The sequence below is a fragment of the bacterium endosymbiont of Bathymodiolus sp. 5 South genome (assembly GCF_900128535.1).
Taxonomy (GTDB): domain Bacteria; phylum Pseudomonadota; class Gammaproteobacteria; order PS1; family Pseudothioglobaceae; genus Thiodubiliella.
This window is the reverse complement of sequence record NZ_FQTR01000351.1, coordinates 1-1,110: the sequence shown is the minus strand read 5'-3', so window position 1 is coordinate 1,110 and position 1,110 is coordinate 1. Positions and strand designations below refer to the sequence as shown.

The following is a 1,110-nucleotide window of genomic DNA, read 5'->3' as shown; positions in this document are numbered from 1 at the left end:
ATTGGCGAGTCAGCAGATGATCAAAGTGGTTGGTCAGTTTCCAGTGCAGGTGATGTCAATGGCGATGGATTAGATGATTTAATTGTGGGTGCTAAGAATGCTAAAGTAGGCAAAGAATATAGCGCAGGCAAATCGTATGTTGTGTTCGGCAAACAAGACAACACCAATACTATTGATTTATCGGACATTGCCTATGGCATAGGCGGTTTTGTTATCAATGGCCAGTCAGCAGGTGATCAAAGTGGTTGGTCAGTCTCCAGTGCAGGTGATGTCAATGGCGATGGATTAGATGATTTAATTGTAGGTGCTAATACTGCCAGTCCAAGCGGTAAGACAAAGGCAGGTAAATCGTATGTTGTGTTCGGCAAACAAGGCACCGATCCCATCGAATTATCAGTCATTACTGCTGGCAAAGGTGGTTTCGTTATCAATGGTGAATTAGTGCGTGATTTTAGTGGCTGCTCAGTCTCTAGTGCAGGTGATGTCAACGGCGATGGTTTAGATGATTTAATTATTGGTGCTATGTATGCCAAGTATGCCAATCAAGGCAATATAGTTATGTCAGGTAAATCGTATGTTGTGTTCGGCAAAAAAGACAACACTGCTATTAATTTATCAGATATTGCCGCTGGCACAGGTGGCTTTGTTATCAATGGCGAGTCAACGCGTGATTATAGTGGCGACTCAGTCTCCAGCGCAGGTGATGTCAATGGCGATGGCTTAGATGATTTAATTGTGGGTGCTCATGAAGCCGATCCAAGTAATAAAATAAACGCAGGTAAATCGTATGTTGTGTTCGGTAAAAAAGATACCTATTCCATTGAATTATCAGATATTTCTTCTTCTGGTATTGGTGGCTTTGTTATCAATGGCGAGTTAGCGTATAATGAGAGTGGTTGGTCAGTCTCCAGCGCAGGTGATGTCAATGGCGATGGATTAGATGATTTGATTGTGGGTGCTTATGGTGCTGATGCAGGCAATCTTTACTCAATCAAAAAATATAATGTAGGAAAATCGTATGTTGTATTCGGTAAAAAAGATACCTATTCCATTGAATTATCAGATATTTCTTCTGGTATTGGTGGCTTTGTTATCATTGGCGAGTCAGCG

At 41.6% G+C, this 1,110-nt stretch carries 1 protein-coding gene; it reads left to right on the top strand.

Going from position 1 to position 1,110, the window contains the following annotated elements; genetic code table 11:
* A partial coding sequence (locus BBROOKSOX_RS11425) for an integrin alpha (RefSeq protein WP_180324044.1) occupies positions 1-1,110 on the top strand: 1,110 nt, incomplete at both ends.